The sequence below is a fragment of the Pseudomonas sp. MDT1-16 genome (genome assembly GCF_054898115.1).
In genome coordinates this window covers 5552909-5571573 of sequence record NZ_CM142717.1, presented here as the reverse complement: position 1 = coordinate 5571573, position 18665 = coordinate 5552909, and the positions used below count along the sequence as shown (strand labels likewise).

The 18665-nt window shown below is 59.1% G+C and carries 19 protein-coding genes and 2 pseudogenes; 11 read left to right on the top strand and 10 right to left on the bottom strand.

Annotation, left to right across the window (positions count from 1 at the left end; translation table 11 throughout):
* Positions 1-96: 96 nt before the first annotated feature.
* Positions 97-1338: a TIGR03862 family flavoprotein gene (locus ACYZT3_RS25735; RefSeq protein ID WP_462031019.1), complete on the bottom strand. Its 1242-nt coding sequence runs from the start codon at positions 1336-1338 to the stop codon at positions 97-99.
* Between the two features lie 187 nt (positions 1339-1525).
* Positions 1526-2446, bottom strand: a complete 921-nt coding sequence (locus ACYZT3_RS25730) for a histone deacetylase family protein (RefSeq protein ID WP_462031018.1) — start codon at positions 2444-2446, stop codon at positions 1526-1528.
* Positions 2447-2519: 73 nt separating this feature from the next.
* Between ACYZT3_RS25730 and ACYZT3_RS25725 the strand changes: the two genes are divergently transcribed.
* From ACYZT3_RS25725 to ACYZT3_RS25715, 3 genes are all read left to right on the top strand, one after another.
* The gene (locus ACYZT3_RS25725) at positions 2520-3089 is read left to right on the top strand and encodes a GNAT family N-acetyltransferase (RefSeq protein WP_282381286.1); all 570 of its coding nucleotides are present in this window, start codon (positions 2520-2522) and stop codon (positions 3087-3089) included.
* Positions 3090-3192: 103 nt separating this feature from the next.
* Positions 3193-4062 (top strand): acyl-CoA thioesterase II, encoded by an 870-nt coding sequence (gene tesB / locus ACYZT3_RS25720; protein WP_462031017.1) that lies wholly within the window; start codon positions 3193-3195, stop codon positions 4060-4062.
* Positions 4059-4652 carry an HAD family hydrolase gene (locus tag ACYZT3_RS25715; RefSeq protein WP_462031016.1) on the top strand — a complete coding sequence of 198 codons (594 nt, stop codon included), beginning with the start codon at positions 4059-4061 and terminating at the stop codon, positions 4650-4652. The genes tesB and ACYZT3_RS25715 overlap by 4 nt, the downstream gene beginning before the upstream one ends.
* 123 nt (positions 4653-4775) lie before the next feature.
* Here ACYZT3_RS25715 and ACYZT3_RS25710 read toward each other — a convergent pair whose 3' ends face one another.
* Both ACYZT3_RS25710 and ypfJ read right to left on the bottom strand, forming a co-directional pair.
* Positions 4776-5735: an alpha/beta hydrolase gene (locus tag ACYZT3_RS25710; RefSeq protein WP_282381281.1), complete on the bottom strand. Its 960-nt coding sequence runs from the start codon at positions 5733-5735 to the stop codon at positions 4776-4778.
* The gene (gene ypfJ / locus ACYZT3_RS25705; protein ID WP_282381280.1) at positions 5736-6629 is read right to left on the bottom strand and encodes a KPN_02809 family neutral zinc metallopeptidase; all 894 of its coding nucleotides are present in this window, start codon (positions 6627-6629) and stop codon (positions 5736-5738) included.
* Positions 6630-6948: 319 nt separating this feature from the next.
* On the opposite strand from ypfJ, the pseudogene ACYZT3_RS25700 reads away from it, so the two are divergent.
* Together ACYZT3_RS25700 and ACYZT3_RS25695 are read left to right on the top strand one after the other, a co-directional pair.
* Positions 6949-7158 (top strand): annotated as a pseudogene (locus ACYZT3_RS25700) (hypothetical protein); the annotation flags it as partial.
* Between the two features lie 35 nt (positions 7159-7193).
* Complete coding sequence (locus tag ACYZT3_RS25695) at positions 7194-7871, top strand: TetR/AcrR family transcriptional regulator (protein WP_462031015.1); 678 nt, start codon at positions 7194-7196, stop codon at positions 7869-7871.
* A gap of 3 nt (positions 7872-7874) precedes the next feature.
* Here ACYZT3_RS25695 and ACYZT3_RS25690 read toward each other — a convergent pair.
* Together ACYZT3_RS25690 and ACYZT3_RS25685 are read right to left on the bottom strand one after the other, a co-directional pair.
* A pseudogene (locus ACYZT3_RS25690) lies at positions 7875-8073 on the bottom strand (shikimate dehydrogenase); the annotation flags it as partial.
* A 261-nt stretch (positions 8074-8334) separates the two neighbouring features.
* Positions 8335-9246: a LysR family transcriptional regulator gene (locus ACYZT3_RS25685; RefSeq protein WP_282381278.1), complete on the bottom strand. Its 912-nt coding sequence runs from the start codon at positions 9244-9246 to the stop codon at positions 8335-8337.
* A gap of 143 nt (positions 9247-9389) precedes the next feature.
* Between ACYZT3_RS25685 and ACYZT3_RS25680 the strand changes: the two genes are divergently transcribed.
* Positions 9390-9596 carry a tautomerase family protein gene (locus tag ACYZT3_RS25680; RefSeq protein ID WP_271407487.1) on the top strand — a complete coding sequence of 69 codons (207 nt, stop codon included), beginning with the start codon at positions 9390-9392 and terminating at the stop codon, positions 9594-9596.
* A gap of 53 nt (positions 9597-9649) precedes the next feature.
* On the opposite strand, the gene trmA is transcribed toward ACYZT3_RS25680, so the two are convergent.
* Together trmA and ACYZT3_RS25670 are read right to left on the bottom strand one after the other, a co-directional pair.
* Complete coding sequence (gene trmA / locus ACYZT3_RS25675; protein ID WP_462031014.1) at positions 9650-10729, bottom strand: tRNA (uridine(54)-C5)-methyltransferase TrmA; 1080 nt, start codon at positions 10727-10729, stop codon at positions 9650-9652.
* Positions 10726-12021 carry an NCS2 family permease gene (locus ACYZT3_RS25670; RefSeq protein ID WP_282381269.1) on the bottom strand — a complete coding sequence of 432 codons (1296 nt, stop codon included), beginning with the start codon at positions 12019-12021 and terminating at the stop codon, positions 10726-10728. Before ACYZT3_RS25670 ends, trmA begins: the two co-directional genes overlap by 4 nt.
* A 215-nt stretch (positions 12022-12236) precedes the next feature.
* Between ACYZT3_RS25670 and ACYZT3_RS25665 the strand changes: the two genes are divergently transcribed.
* The 5 genes from ACYZT3_RS25665 to ACYZT3_RS25645 all read left to right on the top strand — a co-directional run bounded on the left by ACYZT3_RS25665 (position 12237) and on the right by ACYZT3_RS25645 (position 16480).
* Positions 12237-12692, top strand: coding sequence for a DUF4879 domain-containing protein (locus ACYZT3_RS25665; RefSeq protein WP_282381267.1), 456 nt, complete (start codon positions 12237-12239; stop codon positions 12690-12692).
* A 66-nt stretch (positions 12693-12758) separates the two neighbouring features.
* Positions 12759-13310: a DJ-1 family glyoxalase III gene (locus ACYZT3_RS25660; RefSeq protein WP_282381265.1), complete on the top strand. Its 552-nt coding sequence runs from the start codon at positions 12759-12761 to the stop codon at positions 13308-13310.
* Between the two features lie 494 nt (positions 13311-13804).
* Entirely contained in the window at positions 13805-15244 is a 1440-nt protein-coding gene (locus tag ACYZT3_RS25655; protein WP_282381263.1) for a cytochrome ubiquinol oxidase subunit I, read from the top strand.
* A gap of 3 nt (positions 15245-15247) precedes the next feature.
* Positions 15248-16255 carry a cytochrome d ubiquinol oxidase subunit II gene (gene cydB, locus ACYZT3_RS25650; protein ID WP_462031013.1) on the top strand — a complete coding sequence of 336 codons (1008 nt, stop codon included), beginning with the start codon at positions 15248-15250 and terminating at the stop codon, positions 16253-16255.
* Between the two features lie 57 nt (positions 16256-16312).
* Positions 16313-16480 (top strand): DUF2474 domain-containing protein, encoded by a 168-nt coding sequence (locus ACYZT3_RS25645; protein ID WP_462032426.1) that lies wholly within the window; start codon positions 16313-16315, stop codon positions 16478-16480.
* Positions 16481-16558: 78 nt separating this feature from the next.
* Here ACYZT3_RS25645 and ACYZT3_RS25640 read toward each other — a convergent pair whose 3' ends face one another.
* Positions 16559-17683, bottom strand: coding sequence for a methyltransferase (locus ACYZT3_RS25640; protein ID WP_462031012.1), 1125 nt, complete (start codon positions 17681-17683; stop codon positions 16559-16561).
* A gap of 179 nt (positions 17684-17862) precedes the next feature.
* On the bottom strand, positions 17863-18594 hold the full coding sequence (locus ACYZT3_RS25635; RefSeq protein WP_462031011.1) for a helix-turn-helix transcriptional regulator: 732 nt from the start codon (positions 18592-18594) through the stop codon (positions 17863-17865).
* Positions 18595-18665: the final 71 nt, after the last annotated feature.

Below are 18665 nucleotides of genomic sequence, written 5' to 3'. Positions count from 1 at the left end.
CTGCGTGGGAATGCAGCCCGGGACGCTCCGCGTCCCTTCAAAGCCGAACGCGGAGCGTCCGAAGAGGCATTCCCACGCAGAGCGTGGGAACGATCATCACGCCCCTCGCTTCAACCACTCCACCATCCCCAACCCCGCCGCTCTACCACTGGCAAAACACGCCGTCAGCAAATACCCCCCCGTCGGCGCTTCCCAATCCAGCATTTCCCCCGCGCAGAACACGCCAGGCAGTTGCTTGAGCATCAATCGTTCATCCATCGATTCGAACATCACGCCACCGGCGCTGCTGATGGCTTCATCCAGCGGACGGGTTTTCACCAACGTCAGTGGCAACGCCTTGATCGCTTTGGCCAGCAGCGCCGGATCAGCGAAGCATTCGGCCGGAGTGAGTTCGCGCAGCAACGCCGCTTTCACACCCTCGATCCCGAGCTGGCTGTGCAAATGTTTCGACATGGAACGAGACCCACGCGGTTTGCTCAGCGCAGTCTGGACTTTATCCACAGCCCTGCCCGGCAACAGGTCGAGGTGAATCGTCGCCGAGCCGTGCTGATTGATGGCTTCGCGGATCGGCGCCGACAAGGCGTAGATCAAACTGCCTTCAATCCCGGTCACCGTGATCACACATTCGCCGAGCCGTGGGACGTCGTCATTGAGGCCAATGGCGATGTTTTTCAGCGGTGCGCCGGCGAATTTGCTGACCATCAACTCGCTCCAGGCCTGCACCTCGAAGCCGCAATTACTCGGTTGCAGCGGCGCAAGTCCTACGCCGCGTTGTTCCAGTGGCAGCATCCAGGCGCCGTCCGAGCCGAGGCGCGACCAGCTGCCGCCGCCGAGGGCCAGCAAGGTTGCGTCGGGTTGAACGGTTTTTTCGCCGTCGGGGCTATCAATGCGCAAACCACCGCTGTCATCCCAACCAAGCCAGCGGTGGCGGGTGTGGATAACTACGCCAGCGTCTCGCAGTCGTTTGAGCCAGGCGCGTAACAGCGGGGCGGCTTTCATGTCTGTAGGAAAAACTCGGCCGGAGCTGCCGACAAAGGTTTCAATGCCCAGGTCATGAATCCATTGGCACAACGCATCGGCGCCGAAGGACCTTAGCAGCGGCGCAATCTGCGGCGCGCGTTCGGCGTAGCGCGAGAGAAACGCCGGATAAGCTTCGGAATGGGTGATGTTCATGCCACCCACACCGGCCAGCAGGAATTTTCGCCCCACTGAAGGCATGCCGTCGTACAGATCAACCTTGATCCCGGCCTGGCTCAGCACTTCAGCCGCCATCAAACCGGCGGGGCCGCCGCCGATGATGGCAACGTGAGAAGTGGAGGAAGGCGAGGGCTGGGTCATGGCTAGAGCTGCGGCGTGGCGGAATAAGCCGCGCATTCTACCAGCACGAATCATTGTGGGCGTTGTTGAAGAAGCTGATCGAAAAACAACCACCCCTGTGCAGGCTATAGGCAGCATGGCCTGCAGTACCTTTCACTCAGGTTATCCACAGGCAGTTCCACAGACATTGTGGGTAAAGACCCACACCTCAATGACAACCTGATGACTGCCAGACCCGCTGCGCGCTGTGATGGAGGATTCCATGACGGCGCGCCAACGCCTTGCGGTCCTTGCTGTAGCCGCCGCCGATCACGCCGACCACCGGAATATCGCGGCCCAGGCAATGACGCATCACACTTTCATCGCGAGCGGCCACGCCTTCGTCGGTCAGCTTCAGGTAACCGAGTGCGTCATCTTTATGCACATCGACGCCGGCGTCGTACAGCACGAGGTCAGGTTGGTAGAGCGGCAGCAAATAGTTGAGCGCATCGTCCACCACCTTCAGGTAGTCGGCATCGCCCATCCCCATGGGCAGTGGAATGTCCCAGTCACTTTCGGCCTTGCGTGCAGGAAAATTCTTTTCGCAGTGCAGGGAAACGGTCACCGCGTCCGGGGTGTTGTGCAGAATCCGTGCAGTACCGTCACCCTGATGCACATCGCAGTCGAAGATCAGCACCCGATTCACACGGCCACTTTCCAGCAAGAAATGGCTGATCACTGCCAGGTCATTGAAGATGCAAAACCCGGCAGGATGGTCGTAGTGAGCGTGATGGGTGCCACCCGCCAAATGACAGGCCAGACCATGTTCCAGCGCCTGCTCGGCGGCCAAAAGCGAGCCGCCAACTGCCCGAACCGTGCGCCGGGCCAGGGCTTCGCTCCACGGCAGGCCGAGGCGCCGCTGGTCTTCGCGGGACAATTCGCCACTCATGTAGCGTTCGATATACGCAGAGTCATGAGCGAGGGCGAGAATCTCTGGCGGGCAGAGGTCGGGGCGCAGCAGGTCGGCTTCCCGGGTCAGGCCGCTGTCCACCAGGTGATCGCGCAGCAGGCGAAACTTGTCCATGGGGAAGCGGTGATCCGCCGGGAACTCGGGACTGTAGTCTTCGTGGTAGATCAGGGGCGGGGGCATGACGAATTCAGTTCGGAATGAAGGAAGGATCCTACCAGCGATGTAGACTTGCGGCATGGAAACGGGGGGCACGATGGAGCCGATACTGGAACTCGAGAGCGCGCGACTGCTGTTACGGCAGTGGCGCGATGAGGATTTGCCGGCGTTTGCGGCGATGTGCGCCGATCCACAGGTGATGCGATATTTTCCGGCGCCCTTGAGTCGACTGGAAAGTGCTTCGCTGATCGGACGGATTCGTGGCCATTTTGCCGAGCATGGCTTCGGTCTCTGGGCGCTGGAGCGCAAGGATACCGGGGCATTTATCGGGTTTACCGGGCTCGGGGTGATTGGTTTCGACGCGCCTTTTACCCCGGCCACCGAAATTGGCTGGCGCCTGGCCCGCGAGCACTGGGGCCTTGGCTACGCCAGTGAAGCGGCGTGGACCGCTCTGCGCTGCGGGTTTGACCGGTTGCCGCTGAAAGAAGTCGTGTCCTTCACCAGCGAAACCAACCTGCCGTCGCAGAAAGTCATGCAGGCGATCGGCATGCACCATGATTCAGCCGATGATTTTGAACATCCGAAGCTCGCGGTCGATCATCCCCTGCGTCACCATGTGCTGTACCGCATCACTCGTGAACAATGGCTGCAAACCTTGCATGGATAAGCCGGCACGGACGTTTACAATGGCTCCCATGGGCCCTGGCCAGAAATTGAATCGACCGTCGCAGCCAAGACTGCGCGGCATGCGTTGTGTGAGGAGAGTCTGAATGAGCCAAGTGTTGGATGATCTGGTTGACCTGTTGACCCTGGAACCGATCGAAGAAAACTTGTTCCGTGGCCGCAGCCAGGACCTGGGTTTTCGTCAGCTGTTCGGCGGTCAGGTAATCGGTCAGTCCCTGTCGGCGGCCAGTCAGACGGTCGAAGAAGCGCGCCATGTGCATTCGATGCACGGTTATTTCCTGCGTCCGGGCGATTCCGCGTTGCCCGTGGTTTATCAGGTTGATCGGGTACGCGACGGCGGCAGCTTCAGTACGCGTCGGGTGACAGCGATTCAGAAAGGCAACCCAATCTTCACCTGCAGCGCTTCCTTCCAGTACGACGAAGAAGGCTTCCAGCACCAGGCCGAGATGCCGATTGTGGTCGGCCCGGAAAACCTGCCGTCGGAATTGGAACTCACCCAGCAGCGTGCGCACCTGATTCCCGAGCACATGCGCGAAAAATTTCTGTGCCCCAAACCGATCGAGTTCCGACCGATCACCGAGAAAGATCCCTACAACCCGCAACCGTCCGATCCGATCAAGTACGTCTGGTTTCGCGCCGACGGTGCCTTGGCCGATTCCCCGGCGTTGCATAAATACCTGCTGGCCTACGCCTCGGATTTCGGTCTGCTGACCACGTCAATGCAGCCTCACGGCAAGTCGGTCTGGCAGAAAGACATGCAGGTCGCCAGCCTCGATCATTCGCTGTGGTTTCACGCCGATCTGCGCGCCGATGACTGGCTGCTGTATGCGATGGACAGCCCGTGGGCCGGCAATTCCCGTGGTTTCTCCCGCGGCAGCGTGTTCAACCGCGCCGGGCAACTGGTGGCCTCGGTCACGCAGGAAGGCCTGATTCGCCACCGCAAGGATTGGGCATGAGCCTGGCCGATGTGCGGCACTGGGTGTTCGACATGGACGGCACTCTGACGGTGGCCGTGCATGATTTCGCGGCAATTCGCGTGGCGCTGGCGATCCCGGCCGAAGACGACATCCTGACCCACCTCGCCGCGCTCCCGGCCGATGAAGCTATGGCCAAACATGCATGGTTGCTGGAACACGAACGAGACCTGGCGCTGGGTTCGACAGCGGCACCGGGCGCGGTAGCACTGGTGCGTGAACTGGCCGGGCGCGGCTATCGCCTGGGCATTCTCACCCGCAATGCTCGCGAACTGGCGCATGTGACGCTGGAGGCAATCGGTCTGGCCGACTGCTTCGCGGTGGAAGATGTGCTGGGCCGTGATGAAGCACCGCCAAAACCCCATCCAGGTGGTTTGCTGAAGTTGGCCCAGGCCTGGAATGTACCGGCCAGTGAGATGGTGATGGTCGGTGATTACCGCTTTGATCTGGATTGCGGCCGGGCGGCAGGGACGCGGACGGTGTTGGTGAACCTGCCGGATAATCCCTGGCCGGAATTGACTGATTGGCATGCCGCCGATTGCGTGGCGTTGCGGCAGATGTTGTCGGCTTGAGGGCCCCTTCGCGGGCAAGCCTTGCTCCTACAGGTCCTTGGTGTAAATGCAATCGCGTGCACACCACAACCCCGTAGGAGCAAGGCTTGCCGGCGATGGCGTCGGCTAAAACACCACAAAAACTCACTGCCCGAACAACGCCTTCTGCCCCTCAGGCGAGTTGAACATACCCTCCCCATCATGCCCGACCCCAGGCACTTCGATCAGTTGCTGACTCAGTCCTTGAGGGTGCAGCCGTTTCAGATAAGCAAAATAATTGCGCCCGCGAATCAATCGATTGGCTCCCTGAGCTTGGGCCTCACAGCTTTTATCCAGCGCCGGTTGCTTCGGGTCGATGTCCTGCTGCCCCAATAGATAAACGACGTCACGCTTGACGTAGTTTTCCTTCAGCTGCGCGGGTGTTTGCCCATCAGCGTAGGCAGGGAGATTCGCCAGCCCATATTTCCAGCGATTGAAATTCGGGCAACCGGCGTGGCTGAACGCCACCGGCCGTCGTTCATCGAAGTACGCATAAGACGACGGGTTGGCAATGACGTAACGCACCTGTATGTCGGCCGCCTTGAGCGCTGGCTGATCGTGGCCCAGCAACGCGTATCGCTGCACCACCTGAGCGCCACCGGAGTGACCGGCAATGACAATTTGCTTCACGTCCGGAAACTGTTTTCGATCGCCGATTCGGGCGATGATTTCGTCGAGCGCCGCGTAGGAGCTCAGGGAAAACGGAGCAGTGGATAAGCCGCCAGCCATCCAGTCATTGCCCTGCCAGCGCAATACGCTGTCAGCCACTGGGTGGAGCGCGACGTCGGTTTCATTGAGAAATTGCGGGGCGATCACCAAGGTGGTTGCGCTTTGCCCGGCCTGCTCGGCCGCGTGCTCTGCGCTCTGGCGATAGGTTTGGGCATTGCGCAATCGACCGTGGATGATGATCAGCACGCGTTCGATTTTCGTCGGCGCCGGGCCGATGCCCACCGCGATTTCACCTGAAGTCAGCAGCAGGCGTCCGGGGCTGACCTCCTTGACCGCATGCTCGGCAGCCTGGGCGCTTGCGCAGGTGATCAGTAGAGCTAACAGCCACTTATTCATTTATAGGTTTTTCGCTGCAAAGGTATCGCACTGGCCGACCTGGCCTTGCGCGAATCCGGTTTTGAACCAGCGCACCCTTTGCGCCGACGTACCATGCGTAAACGAGTCCGGGACCACGCGCCCCTGACCTTGTTGCTGCAAGCGGTCATCGCCGATGGCGTTGGCGGCGTTCAAGGCTTCTTCGATGTCACCGGGTTCCAGCCAGTTCAGACGTTTCTGCGCATTGTTGGCCCAGACCCCGGCCAGGCAATCGGCTTGAAGTTCCTGGCGCACCAGCAAACCGCCGTCGCCTTCCATCTGCCGGCCCTGTTGGCGGGCGGTCTGAATCTTCGCCGAAACACCGAGCAAGGTCTGCACATGGTGTCCGATTTCGTGAGCGATCACGTAGGCCTGAGCGAAGTCGCCAGCAGCTGAGAAGCGTTGAGACATTTCCTGGAAGAAACTCATGTCCAGGTAAACCTTCTGGTCCTCCGGGCAATAGAAAGGGCCGGTCGCCGATGTTGCCAGGCCACAGGCCGAATTGACGCGGCTACTGAACAGCACCAGGGTCGGTTCCTTATATTGACGACCCGCCTGCTGGAAAATCTGATTCCAGGTGTCTTCAGTATCGCCGAGGATCGAGCGCACGAACTCGGCCCCTTCATCATTGGCCGGCGGGGCCTTGCGGGTTTCGGTCGGTGCGGGTGCCGATTGCTCGCTCATCTGCCCGGTCAGTTGCCCGAGGATTTGCATCGGGTCCTGGCCGGTGATCCAGCCGATCCCGACGATCAATATAATCGCCGTCAGGCTCAGGCCCTTGCCGCCACCGAAGCGCATCCCGCCACCACCACCGCCGGCATCATCTCCACGGGCATCGACCACGTTGTCGCTGCGTCGGCCTTTTTTCCATAGCATGTGGGAATCCTCTGATTGTCCGTGGGGATGAGTGTTGCTGCTGAGTGGGAGCGGCGCCAGTCCGGTCGTCCATCTTTTGTTGCGCGCAGGAGCCTTCCCGGCAACCTGTGGTGGGTTGCCGGGAATACTCCAGACTCGTATTGAACACGGACAACCCATCTAATTCCTTCAGGCGATGGATTTTTATCGAGCAGGCGACCGCCTGCGTCGGCGGGATTATTGGTCGACCGCATCCTTGAGCGACACCAGGGTCTCGATCGTGCGCGACAGGTCCCGGTCGGTGGTCGGCTTCGAGGAAAGCCTCGATCATGGCCGGCTCACCGAACCGTTTGAAGGGTGGTTTTTCTTTGAAATTATCCAGCGCAAGAATGGCTACGCGGGATACGGTGCGGCCAACGTGGCGGTGCGACTGGCGGCCATGGCCAAATCCGCAGTGGTGCCGTATGTCAGGCAAAGTTGTAGGGAAATCGTAAACACGGGTACAAACCGCTGCCGCGCGGCTTCCTTCACTGTGCGGCGCGCCCCATAATTGCCAGCCTGTGCCGTGATGGCCGTGAGCCCGCAATGACAATTATTTCAGAACTCTCCCCAGCGCCCGACGAACCCATGGCCGAGCCCCGCAAGAGTCGCAAGAACAACCCGGAAAAGACCCGCGAGAACATCCTTCAAGAAGCCATTGTCGAGTTCGTCCAGCAGGGGCTTTCCGGCGCACGCGTCGATGCGATCGCCGAGCGCATCCACACCTCCAAACGCATGATCTATTACTACTTCGGCAGTAAGGAACAGCTCTACGTCGAGGTACTGGAGAAACTCTACGACGATATCCGCAGCACCGAAAACCGTCTGCACCTGACCGAACTGGCGCCGGTGGAAGCGATTCGTCGGCTGGTTGAATTCACCTTCGACCACCATGATCGCAACGTCGACTTTGTGCGGATTGTCAGCATCGAGAACATTCACAACGCTGAATACGTGAAACGTTCCGATGCGATCAAGGCGATGAACAACACCATTCTCGATTCACTGGGCGAGATTTTGCGTCGTGGTGCTGAGGAAGGCGTTTTTCGCGCGGGACTTGAGCCGCTGGATGTGCACCTGCTGATCAGCTCGTTCTGCTTCTATCGCGTATCGAACCGCCATACTTTCGCTGAGACTTTTCAGATCGACTTGCCGGACGAAAGCATCAAGCAGCGTCATCGGGAGATGATCTGCGAGTCGGTTTTGCGGTATCTGCAGGCCTGATGTGCACGGAAAGGTGATATTCAGGCCGGTGAAATTCATGCGTTCGGCGGCCATCGACAGATCGGGCAGGGCGTCGCTGTCGAGTTTCAACTGATCCAGATCAATCAGGCGATAGAGGTAACGCAAACCCTGTGCCGCCTTCATGCTCGTGCAGCGCAGGGGTGCGGGAAGCCTGGATGCCGGCGCCGATCAGTCCGGCCAATACCGCGTTGTTCTAAGTCACGGCCTTCACCCCTTCAAACGTGGACTAAATGCTCCAGCGCTCTCGGGTGCCTAGCAGGTTCAGATTCGGGCCGTTGAGCACCAGAACGATCGGGGGCATCGGGGTCTCTCCACTTATTATTTTTGGCATTGGCTGAGGGTTTCAGCCTCGGGAGATAAATTGTACTAGCTGGTTAATCTGGTCAATTGAAGAGGCGGTTCGCAAGGTTTTTGTGTGCGGTGATCGGACGGTTTCGGGTTTCTAGCGAGGCAGCTGTTCAACCAGAAAATCGATAAACGCCCTCAACCGCAGCGGCATATGGCGACTTTGCGGGTAGAGCAGGGTGAACGGCCGCGAGCGCCCGCCACAAGGCTTGAGTACTTCCACCAGCGAGCCATCGGCCAGGTCTTTTTCGACGATGAAGCGGTAGGTCTGAAACAACCCCGCCCCGTATTTGGCCAGGGTCACGCCGCCCAGTACGTCGTCGGAACAACTGAGATTACCCTCGGCCAGAATCTCCCGGTGCACGCCATTGTCGTTGAACAGCCAGGCAATCCGCCGACCGCTGCTGGGCAGTTCGTACTGAATGCATTCGTGCTGCTGAAGGTCATCCAGTGTGTGCGGGACACCGGCACGTTTCAGGTAATCGGGACTGGCAATCATCACCAGTGCTGCATCCTCCAAGTGGCGGGCGATCAGGCCGGAATCCGGAATCGCCCGCACGCGGATCGCCATGTCATAACCCTCACCGACAAAATCGATATTGCGATTGCTGATGTGCGACTCGACCTTCACCATCGGAAAGCGTGCCCGAAAAGCTGGCAGCAACGGCAGAATCCGGTGATGGGCATAGGTGGTGGGAATGCTGATGCGCAACGTGCCGGAAGGCTGTTGCTGATGGCCCATGACCTCGCGCTGGGCCTCGACCAGTTGCGCCAGCGCCTGACGACATTCCTCGTAATACCGCCGACCACTGTCGGTCAGTTTGACGCTGCGGGTGGTGCGGGCGAACAACCGCACGCCCAGGCGCTCTTCCATGCGCGATACCGAGCGGCTCACGGCTGCCGGCGTCACGCCAGCCACCAGCGCGGCGGCGGTAAAGCTGCCAGCCTCGGCGGCCAGACAAAACAGCTCGATGCTGCCCAACTGAAGATCGTCGAATTGTCGCTGCATGATTGATGACACCGGGGATCAAATGAAGTGCTGGATTTCGCCACTGTAGATGAAATCACCGAAGCGGTGCTTTACTTGACCAGCGCCGACTTCATTACCGGCAAGTGGTCGGTCTTTTTTAATCACCGGACAGGAGAAACGTCATGCCTTTCGTCAGCGTACGTATTACCCGTGACGGCGTGACCCGGGAGCAGAAAGCCCAGGTCATCGCCGAAATCACCGACACCTTGCAGCGAGTCCTCGGCAAGCGTCCGGACCTGACCCACATCGTGATCGAGGAGGTCGACACGGATAACTGGGGTTATGCCGGAATGACCACGACCGAGTATCGAAAAAATCAGCCTGGGTGATTGTGTGAAAAAAAAGCCGTCATTGAGACGGCTTTCTTGTCTGGCACCGGCAATCAACGCCGAGTCAACAACACCCCGGATTCCATGTGATGGGTCCACGGGAACTGGTCGAACATTGCGCATCGGGTGATGCGGTGGGTGTCGTGCAGTTGGGCGATGTTGGCCGCCAGGGTTTCCGGGTTGCAGGAAATATAGAGGATGTTGTCGAAGCGGCGGGTCAGCTCGCAGGTGTCCGGGTCCATGCCGGCGCGAGGTGGATCGACGAAGACACTACCGAACTCGTAGCTCTTCAGATCGATGCCGTGCAGACGACGGAACGGACGAACTTCGTTCAGGGCTTCGGTCAGTTCCTCGGCGGACAAACGCACCAACGTGACGTTATCCACAGCGTTTTCGCTGAGATTGCTCAACGCCGCGTTAACCGAGGCCTTGCTGATTTCGGTGGCCAGCACTTTGCGCACGCGCGTTGCGAGCGGGAGGGTGAAGTTGCCATTGCCGCAATACAGCTCCAGCAAATCGTCGGAGCGATCACCGAGTGCGTCGTAAGCCCAGTTGAGCATCTTCTGGTTCACGGTGCCGTTGGGCTGGGTGAACGCGCCTTCCGGCTGGCGGTAGCTGAAGGTGCGACCGCCGACGTCCATCTGCTCGACCACGTAATCGTGACCAATCACTTCGCGTTTACCCTTGGAACGGCCGATGATGCTGACGTTCAGGTCGGCGGCCAGTTTCGAGGCCGCCGCGTGCCAGTGCTCATCCAGCGGGCGGTGATAGCACAGCGTGATCATCGCATCGCCAGCCAGCGTGGTCAGGAACTCCACCTGAAACAGCTTGTGGCTCAAGGCCGCACTGGCTTGCCACGCCGCCTTAAGCTGCGGCATCAACTGATTGATACGCAGGCTTGCGATCGGGAACGCTTCGATCAGGATCGGTGTGCGTTTATCTTCCTGGGAAAACATCGCGTAGTGACGCTCACCGGCTTCGCGCCACAAGCGGAATTCGGCGCGCAGACGGAAATTTTGCAGCGGTGAGTCGAACACTGCAGGTTCTGGCGCACCGAACGGGGCCAGCAGGTCACGCAGGCGCGTGACCTTATCTTCGAGCTGAACGGCGTAAGCCTGGGAATCAAAAGTCATGCGTTGAACCAACCCAACTTGATCACGAACAGGATCGACAGAATCACCAGCGCCGAGTTGAGCTCACGGGCGCGACCGGACAGCAACTTGATCGCGGTCCAGGAGATGAAACCGAAGGCGATGCCGTTGGCGATGGAATAAGTGAACGGCATGGCCAGGGCGGTGACCACGACCGGTGCGGCGACGGTGATGTCGTCCCAGTCTATTTCGGCCAGGCCAGATGTCATCAATACCGCGACGAACAGCAGTGCAGGCGCGGTAGCAAAGGCTGGAACGCTGGCCGCCAATGGCGAGAAAAACAGCGCCAGCAGGAACAGAATCGCCACGACAACGGCGGTCAGGCCGGTGCGGCCACCGGCACTCACGCCGGCGGCGGATTCGATGTAACTGGTGGTGGTCGAAGTGCCCAGCAGCGAACCGGCCATGGCCGCGGTACTGTCTGCGATCAGGGCGCGCCCCATTTTCGGCATATGACCGTCCTTGCCCATCAGGCCGGCGCGCTTGGCGACGCCGATCAGGGTGCCGGAGTTGTCGAACAGGTCGACGAACAGGAAGGCGAAAATCACGCTGACTAGCCCGATGTCCAGGGCGCCCTTGATGTCCAGTTGCAGGAACGTCGGGGCCAGGGACGGCGGCATCGACATCACGCCGCCAAACGGGGTGAAGCCCATCACGATCGAGGCGACGGTCACCGCCAGAATGCCGATCAGTACCGCGCCGCGCACTTTAAGCGCTTCAAGTGCCACGATCAGGGCAAAGCCGAGGGTCGCGAGGATCGGGGCCGGTTGTTTCAAGTCGCCGAGGCCGACCATGGTTGCCGGGTTGCTCACCACGATGCCCGCGTTATGCAGGGCGATCAGTGCCAGGAACAGGCCGATACCGGCGGCAATCGCCGAACGCAGCGGCAACGGGATGCTGTTGATGATCCATTCGCGGATGCGGAAGATCGACAGCAGGAAAAACAGCACCGCCGAGATGAACACCGCCCCCAGCGCCACTTGCCAGGTATGGCCCATGTGCAGGACCACGGTGTAGGTAAAGAAGGCGTTCAGGCCCATGCCCGGCGCGAGGGCGATCGGATAGTTGGCGATCAGGCCCATCACCGTGGAGCCGAAGGCGGCTGCCAGGCACGTGGCGACGAACACCGCGCCCTTGTCCATGCCGGTCTCGCCGAGAATGCTCGGGTTGACGAACAGAATGTAGGCCATGGCCAAAAAGGTCGTGACGCCCGCCAGAATCTCGGTCCGCACGTTGGTGTTGTGTGCCTTGAGTTGAAACAGCCTTTCCAGCATGTCTGCTCCCCGTGGCGCGCCCGGCGCCGTGAATGTATCGACCTCAACAGCAAAGCACAGACCGCTAATGGCGCCCTGGTGATTTTCTGTGGGTCGGAAAAAGCCGCGCATCATACCAGCAGCGTGGGGCTATGGCTGCTTATGGCTGCGATCGTCGTCGATGTTTTGCGGTAAAGCCAACTGCGCCATACTGCGCGCTGGTTTTGGGGGTACTTATGTATTGCATGAATAGACGTCTGATTGCCGTATGCGCAGTGTCGATCGCCTTGTTCCTGGGGGCACACACCGCCTCGGCTGCATCGGCGGCGCCGTTGAGTCAGGTGAAGGTACTCAAGGTCGAGTCGCCGGGCTGCGGCTTTGAAGACATCGCGCAGGGGCAAGAGCAAACCCGCTGCAATCACAGCGGACCGAACATCAAGGTCTACGTGCTGGAAGTCGGTTACGGTCGCAGCGCGCATGTCGGGCTGGATGGTTTTGAGGTGAACGGCACGCGAACCCCGGTCTGTGCTTTTGATAATGGCAACCTGACTGAGTGCACCGTCGGGAAAAAAACCGTCGGCTATTTGTATGTCTTCGATCTGGCCGGTAAGCAGGAAGGTACTTTCACCTTCAGCAACACGTCGATCAACGCGCCAGGCAATACGCTGTCGACGCAGCTTTACATCAAGTAACGGCGGGTTCGAACAAGGGGCAGGAAAGCTGACTACGCTTTAAAGATCATCCTGTGGACTGCGCCCATGACCTTTAGAGCTCTGATTACCCTCGCCGAGGGCATCGATGACCTGCAATCAGTGACCCTGATTGATGTGTTGCGCCGCGCCAAGGTTGAACTGGTGGTGGCCAGCATCGAGCGGCGGCGCATGCTCACCTGCGCGCGCGGCACCCGAGTGACGTCCGACGCGATGCTGGTGGACGTGCTGGCCCAGCCGTTCGACCTGATTGTCCTGCCCGGCGGTGCCGTGGGGGCGCAACATCTGGCGGCCCATCAACCCCTGCAACAATTGATCAAGGATCAGGCCGCGGCCGGACGCCTGTTCGCCGGCATCGCCGAGGCCCCGGCGCTGGCGTTGCAAGCCTTTGGCGTACTGCGTCAGCGGCGCATGACCTGCCTGCCATCGGCCAGCCATCAACTGTTGGGGTGCAACTTCGTCGATCAACCGGTGGTGGTCGATGGCAACTGCATCACCGCGCAGGGTTCAGGGGCGGTGTTGCCGTTCGCCCTGACGCTGGTGGAACAACTCTGCGGTAAGGCCACGCGAGCGGCGGTGGCGGGGGAGTTGGTGGTTTAGAGCGTGTCAGGCGTGGACGGCAATGGGTTCGATGATAGATTGATCGACAACTGCTTCAGGCCTTCACTTCTTCCACCGGCACACGAACGCTCCACGGCAAATCTCGCCAGGTACAGCGACATCAGCAGCGCCCCGACAGTTGGGCGAGTTTGAATCCGGCTTGACCGCCCATCACCAAGCTGTAACCAAAAGTTGCAGCGCTCGGAAATTTCGTTAGCTAGACACCGATATGCCTGGCCCCCATCGGTGAGGCAACCTGTCACGCGGCAAAAGACCACACCGTCCATCGTCAAAAATGGGACTACTCTTTTAACGTTGCTTGATCCAGATCAAGAACGCTCGTGGAAATGATCCGCAGGCCAGCTGGCCAGACTCCCTACGTTGTGATGTTTGTAAAAAAAGAACGAATTCAAATTCGCCACACTCCATATCCGTGGGGGCAGTGGGTGTAGGCCACAAGCCTTCAGCCGGTATTACCTGACAGAGGAAGACTTATGTTCGGTTTGGAGGCACTTGATCTTGCCCGGATTCAGTTCGCGTTCACCATTTCGTTTCACATTCTATTTCCCGCCATCACCATTGGCCTGGCGAGTTACCTGGCGGTGCTCGAAGGCCTGTGGCTGAAAACCCATAACGACACGTACCGCGATCTGTACCACTTCTGGTCGAAGATCTTTGCCGTCAACTTCGGCATGGGCGTGGTCTCCGGGCTCGTCATGGCCTATCAGTTCGGCACCAACTGGAGCCGCTTCTCGGACTTCGCCGGCTCGGTGACCGGGCCGTTGCTGACGTACGAAGTACTCACCGCTTTCTTCCTCGAAGCCGGTTTCCTCGGCGTCATGCTGTTCGGTTGGAACAAGGTCGGGCGCAATCTGCACTTCTTCGCCACGGTGATGGTGGCCATCGGCACGCTGATCTCGACCTTCTGGATTCTTGCCTCCAACAGCTGGATGCAGACCCCGCAGGGCTACGAAATTGTCAATGGCCAGGTCATTCCGGTGGACTGGCTGGCGGTGATCTTCAATCCGTCATTTCCTTACCGCCTGTTGCACATGTCGACGGCGGCGTTCGTTGCGACCGCCTTCTTCGTCGGTTCCTCGGCGGCCTGGCATTTGCTGCGCGGCAAGGACAACCCGGCGATCCGCACCATGCTCTCGATGGCCATGTGGATGGCGTTGATCGTGGCGCCGATTCAGGCCGTCATCGGAGACTTCCACGGGCTGAATACGCTTGAGCATCAGCCAGCGAAAATCGCCGCGATTGAAGGCCACTGGGAAAACGTCGGTGATGAACCGACTCCGCTGATCCTGTTCGGCTGGCCGGACATGAAAGCCGAGAAAACCAGATTCGCCGTCGAGATTCCGTACCTGGGCAGCCTGATCCTCACGCACTCGCTGGACAAGCAGGTGCCGGCGCTCAAGGACTTCCCGCCTGAAGACCGGCCGAATTCGACCATCGTTTTCTGGTCGTTCCGGATCATGGTCGGCTTGGGCCTTCTGATGATCTTCACTGGTCTGTGGAGCCTGTGGCTGCGCAAGAGCGACAAGCTCTATACCTCGCGGCCGTTCCTGTACCTGGCGTTATGGATGGGCCCGTCCGGCCTGATTGCGATCCTCGCCGGTTGGTTCACCACTGAAATCGGCCGTCAGCCGTGGGTGGTCTACGGCCTGATGCGCACCGCGGATGCATCTTCCAATCACAGCTTCATGCAGATGAGCATCACGTTGATCATGTTTGTCGTGGTCTATTTCGCGCTGTTCGGTGCCGGTCTGGGTTACATGATGCGCCTGGTGCGCAAAGGGCCGAAGATCGACGAAGGCAAGGAAACCAACGATGGTGGTCCTGGCCAGAAACGCACGCCGGCCCGTCCGCTGTCCGCCGCCGATGACAACGGTGACGGTGATCACAGCCCCAGCCTGACCAAGGAGATTTGAATCATGGGTATTGATCTTCCGCTGATCTGGGCCGTGATCATCATCTTCGGCATCATGATGTACGTGGTCATGGACGGCTTCGACCTGGGCATCGGGATTCTCTTCCCGTTCATCAAGGGCAAGGCTGATCGTGACGTCATGATGAACACCGTCGCGCCGGTCTGGGACGGTAACGAAACCTGGCTGGTACTGGGCGGCGCAGCGTTGTTCGGTGCCTTCCCGCTGGCGTATTCGGTGGTGCTCTCGGCGTTGTACCTGCCGCTGATTTTTATGCTGATCGGGCTGATCTTCCGCGGTGTGGCCTTCGAGTTCCGCTTCAAGGCCAAGGACGACAAGCGCCATCTCTGGGACAAGGCGTTCATCGGTGGCTCAATCGCCGCCACCTTCTTCCAGGGCGTGGCATTGGGGGCGTTCATCGATGGATTTCCAGTGGTCAACCGTCAGTTTGCCGGCGGCTCACTGGACTGGTTCACGCCGTTCACAATGTTCTGTGGCGCAGCGCTGGTGGTGGCTTACGCGCTGCTTGGCTGCACTTGGCTGATCATGAAGACCGAAGGCAAGTTGCAGGAACAGATGCATGACCTGGCACGACCACTGGCCTTCGTGGTGCTGGCGGTGATCGGTATCGTCAGCATCTGGACTCCCCTGGCCCACGCCGACATCGCGTCTCGCTGGTTTACCCTGCCGAATCTGTTCTGGTTCCTGCCGGTGCCGATTCTGGTGCTGGTGACCATGTACGGTCTGATCCGCGCGGTGGCTCGCAATGCGAACTACACGCCGTTCCTGCTGACGCTGGTGCTGATCTTCCTGGGCTACAGCGGCCTGGGCATCAGCTTGTGGCCAAACATCGTGCCGCCGTCGATCTCGATCTGGGACGCCGCCGCACCGCCGCAAAGTCAGGGCTTCATGCTGGTGGGCACGTTGTTCATCATCCCATTCATCCTGGGTTACACCTTCTGGAGCTACTACGTGTTCCGCGGCAAGGTCACCCACGAAGATGGTTACCACTAGAACACGCGACAGCGGCGCAGTGCTGATACCTGCGCCCTTTCAGAGGAGATTGCGATGATGGCGGGTAAACATTCCTTGCAGGAAATCGAAGCAGCAGAGAAAAAGCCGCTCTGGCAGCGACTCGGTTGGCTGGCGATGATCTGGACCGGCAGCGTTGTGGCGCTGTTCATCGTGGCCAGCCTGATGCGCCTGTTCATGAATGCCGCGGGCCTGACGACCCACTGATTTTTGGACACCTGATCCCATTCCGTTACCTTGCGGCACGGATTTACAACCCTCCCGATGGAGGGTTTTTTTTACCCGTCATTTGCGGGCTTTAAGGATCACGAACTTGGGTGTGGCCGCCACTTGCTCGACGCCGCGGAACAACCGCGCGAGCTTGCTGTGATAACCCAGATGCCGGTTGCCGACGATGTACAACGCGCCGCCCACCACCAGTGCCTCTCGGGCCTGCTGGAACATGCGCCAGGCCAGGAAGTCGCCGACGACTTGTTGTTGGTGAAACGGTGGATTGCACAGCACCACGTCCAGGGACTGAGGTTCCTGACCCGCCAATCCATCGTCGGCACGTACAACCACTTCCCGGTCACCGAGCGCCGTGCGCCAGTTTTCGGCGGCCGATTGCACGGCCATGAACGATTCGTCCACCATCGTGTAATGGGCCTCAGGGTTTTGCAAAGCGCTGGCGATGGCCAAAACCCCGTTACCGCAACCGAGGTCGGCGACCCGCGCCGAGCCGAGGTTCTTTGGCAGGTGCGGCAAAAACGCTCGCGTGCCGATATCCAGCCCTTCGCGGCAGAACACATTGGCGTGATTGAGCAGTTCGATCTCAGGCGTGTCGAGTCGATAACGGGTCGGGTAGGGGGACACGTCGGGCGCTTTGATTTCAGCGCTCGCGATCAATAGCCGAGCCTTCTTCACCGCCAACGAGGCTTGCACCGGGCCGATGTAGCGTTCCAGCAGATCGCCCGCGGCTCGGGGTAAATGCTTGATCATTGCGGCAGCAATCACCTGAGCACCCGGCGCGAGTTGTCCCTGCAAGCGAATCAATTGCTCTTCCAGCAAGGCGAGGGTTTTCGGGATCCGGATCAGTACCCGGTCAAAAGGGCCCGAAAAGGCTTCGCTGGCCGGTACGCTCGGCACCGCATCAAACGCCTGGCCGTTACGGATCAGATTCTTTTCCAGCCCCTGAAAGGCCAGGAACGAGTCGCCGCTGCTGGTCACTTGAACCTTGCCCACCAGGCTGGCGGCCAATGCGCCAAAACTGTCGTTGAGCACCAAAACCCGAGTGTCGGCCGAGGGCTGTTGGTCAGCCAAATGATTGAGCAGGTATTCGTCTGCGGCATCAAACGCCTGCAGCGGTTCGTTCTGCTGGTCGGGCTGGCGGATCAGGTCGAGTCGGGCGAAGGGGGTTTCGAGCAAGGGCATTGGGCGGGGGCTCTGGGTAATCAACGGGGGTATTCAATAGAGATGTCCCGCAGCCCTGAGGCGTTGTAGCGGGCGGGACCGTCCGAGTGGACTGCAGCGTGTAGTTTTACACGTCATCACTCAGGGGGAACCGCAAATGGTACGTTTTTTTCATTTGGATTACTTGCAGGTTTTTATGATCAACCTATAGCGCTGCTGTTGAGAGAGCCGCACTTGGTTGCGGCGAGCACTGCCGAAATTTTGTTATTGACTCCCAGTTTCAGAATCGCGCTTTGCACATGGAAATTGACCGTGCGTGCGCTGAGATTAAGGATTCTGGCACTCTCATACGCAGTCTTACCCACAGCCGCCAGTTTCAATACGTCGATTTCGCGGGGGGTCAAATGCGGTGCGGAGGGCTTCACCGCTTTCTTGGGCAGTGTCTGCGCGATTAACGTGTGGAGATGGTGCCCAATGAACATTGAAAAACCGAGATTTTCATACAGCTCAAATGCCGTTATCGGGCAATGGCTTCTCGCCAGGCTCAGAATGCTGCAATGACCGTTTTCCTCGTCATGGAACGATTGTGACCAACCGTGCTGCAATCCTCGTTGCTCAAGCGCGTCCCATATCCACGGGGTCTTGGAAAAAAGTTCTTCACTCCAAAGGACCGGTAGTCTGGAGTGATTGCAATGAGCCAATACCGGATCTATCGAGCCGAAGTTTTTTTGTTCATATTCAATGTTCCAGTCTGTAGGGTAGTTATTGAGCTGAACAGTCTTAAACTCGTCAGTTTTTATTTGGTATGTCGTTGAAAAGGCGAAAAATTTAAACCCTATATTTTTCGCGAATCCAAGTGAAATCCTGTAGGCAGTATCAATCTCCGTTGCACACGATAATTGGTTGAGCTGTGATTCCTTCCACCTCTCCATCTTGTTTCTCCATTTGTGGAATTACCCGGGGGTGTTTTTTTGGATCCAATTTATGTACGAGCCGAGTGTAG